The 2,810-nt window shown below is 64.9% G+C and carries 2 protein-coding genes; both read right to left on the bottom strand.

What is annotated here, in order from left to right; all coding sequences use genetic code 11:
• Window positions 1–2,584, bottom strand: a 2,584-nt coding sequence (locus LDK53_RS22265; RefSeq protein WP_225288104.1) for a PAAR domain-containing protein, incomplete at its 3' end; no start/stop codon positions are given.
• A gap of 17 nt (window positions 2,585–2,601) precedes the next feature.
• Window positions 2,602–2,810: DcrB-related protein (locus LDK53_RS22260; RefSeq protein ID WP_225288103.1), on the bottom strand; the 209-nt coding region annotated here is incomplete at its 5' end.

Genomic DNA, 2,810 nt, shown 5'->3' with positions numbered 1-2,810 from the left:
AAGCGATCTCATCGCTTTCGATACCCAGGGCAACGCCTTCGGCCGTCGGCGTGCGGCGGATGCGGGTAATCTGGCCGCTCAGGTCGCGGACGTAGCGGTACTCCGCGTGGCGCTGAGTGCGCCCGATCAGCAGCCCGCTGTCGTCATAGCTGAACTGCTGGACGCGACGGGCGATGCCGCCGTCGGCGGCAGGTCGGCCGTTTTCTTCGAGCGCGCAGAGGAACCCTCGCGCGTCCCATTCCATATGGCGCACGGTCTCGTCCGGGCGCGTTTCGCTGAGCGGGCGACCCACGGCGTCGTAGGTGAAGCGGTATTCCGCCCCGTTGCCGTTATCAAGTCGCAGCAGGTTACCGCGCGGGTCGTAGCGCCACTGGCGCACGCGGCCAATACGGTCGGTAAGGCTGACCGGGAGGCCGAGCGCGTTGTAGGTCCAGCTCACCTCGCTTTCCAGCAGGTCGCGCCAGCCCGTGAGCTGGCCGCGTTCATTCCACACCAGCGACTCGCGGCTGCCGTCAGGATGGATCACGGCGCTCAGCAGCCCGGCGCGGCTCCACTCACGGCGCGTGATGTTCCCTTCCGCATCCTCGCTGGCAACCAGTTGCCCGAAACGGTCGTAGGTGAAGCGGGTGACGCTGCCGGAGCAGTCGGTGCGCTGCGTCAGCAGCCCCAGGTGGTTCCAGACCAGGCGCACCACGCCGCCGATGGCGTCGGTGATGCTCTCCGGCAGGTTTTCTTCATCATCGGGATAGCGATACGCGGTGGTGCTACCGGCCGGGTCGGTTTCCGACAGCAGGCGACCGCGAAGATCGTAGATGGCCTGCGATGAGGTGCCGTCCGGGTATACCGTGCGGGTGATGCGGTCGGTCAGGCGATGCCAGTGATACTCCGTGCGGCGGCCCGCCGGATCCGTCTCGCTGGTCATGCGGCCGTATTTGTCCCACGTGCTGCGGCGCATCGCACCGCCGGGAAGAATAACGTCGCAGAGCTCGCCGTCGCGGTAGACAAACGTCGTCTGGCGACCGTCGTAATCCGTGAAGCGGGCGACGTTGTCGTCGTCATCCACCAGCCAGTGCGCCTGCGCACCGTCATCGCGGGTCGCACGGCGGGTGCCGTTATCAAAATCGTATTCGAACGTCAGCTGTTCGCCGCCGCTGTGGCGGAAGCCGACCACGCGCGGCAGGCCGTCAATCTCCCGCCAGCGGTATTCGCTCAGCAGGCCGTTGGCGTCCTCGTGGGCGCTCATCAGCCCGTCCTGCCAGCGGAAGCGTCGGCGCACGCTACCGCCCCGGCCGGTCACACAGACCAGCTGGCGCTGTTCATCATAATCGTAACTGACCAGACAGATCTCGTCATCCAGCCAGGCGCCGAGGAGCCTGTCACGATCGTAGCGGCAGACCACGCGCTGGCCCGCGCTGTCGGTCAGGGCATGCAGGGTATTATCCGCATTCCACTCGAAGAGGATATCGTTGCCGCAGGGTTCAGAGATGCGCTGGAGCAGCGACGGGGCATCTTCCTTAAGCGGCGCATAGTGCCAGCGCTCGCCGCTGACGTCATACACCGACCAGCTGTCGTCCTGGTGATGTTCAAGCCAGTTCTTTTCGCTTTCGCAGTAGGCGCGCATCCCTTTTGGCACACTCGGGAAGGCGACATAATCGCCGGACGGCGCGCGCCACACCAGGCCGTCCTGATACGCCTCCAGGCGGCTTTCCCAGAACAGGCTCCAGCCGCGGCCCAGCACGCTGTCGCCGGGGTTGCCGCTGCGCCAGTAGCGCTGCCAGCGCACCGGCAGACGGGAAGGCAGGACGAAGTCCAGCTCGTCATCCCCGCTGAGAAACTTCTGTCCGCTGACGATATCTACCGGGCGGGCGATAATCCCCGCGGCCGCCACGCCGGTCATCAGCGTGCCGGCGCGACAGGCGATACGGGCCAGCTTGTTGATGCCGGGGATTTTGCCCAGCAGCTTAGAGAGCGCCCCGACTTTGCCAGCGGCCCCGCCCCAGCCGCCGATAAGCCCGGCGAACAGCAGGGTCAGATCGGAGACTTTATAGAGCCACTCGGGCACTTCAGACTGAATGGGCAGGGTTTGCTGCGGGTCGCCGCCGATAATGACGTTATTCGAACCGGTCATGACCTTCGCGTCGCAGGTGGTGCGATCCCCGATGCGGGACGCAGGCTGGCTGTTAATGGAGACGCGCTTAGAGCCTTCGGCCATCTGCTGCGAGCCGTCATCAGAACAGTCGACGGTGCTATCGGTGGCAAGCGCGGCGGGTTTACCGTTGATAAACACGTTCGGCGAGCCGGAGGTGATGACGCCTTTCTTCGTCATGCTGGATGCCCCGGCGACCGCGATGCTGTCCCGGGCGGCGGTCGCCAGCTCCCCGGTGTAATACCCCACGGCCAGGCTGGCGCCGACGAGCAGGACGCCCACGCCAAGACAGGATGCGCCGAGACCGGCAATAAACATGGCCCCCGCCAGAATGCCCCCGGCGGCGGCAATCAGGCCACCGACAATCGTTCCGGCAATCATTCCGGCCAGCGCACCGGAGTGGCCGATATCATCACCAACGCGTGCTGCTTCAAACATAACAACGGTCCCTGAAGTTAATGGTGGAAGCGGAAGCTCCTGAGAAGTTCGCCAAACAGCGCGCTGTCGGCATCGCCCGGCGCGCGGGTGCAGGTCATGGTGAAGACCAGGACTTTATCGCTGTTGGTATTAAAGACGGCCTGCTGCTGCCAGATGCGTTTCCCGTCGCGCAGGTAGCTGGCATGGACAATTTCACCCTGTGAAAGGTTGTCGCCAAGCGTAGCGG

This window comes from Enterobacter sp. K16B, from assembly GCF_020216105.1.
GTDB lineage: Bacteria > Pseudomonadota > Gammaproteobacteria > Enterobacterales > Enterobacteriaceae > Enterobacter > Enterobacter sichuanensis.
This window is presented reverse-complemented; position numbering and strand designations above follow the sequence as displayed.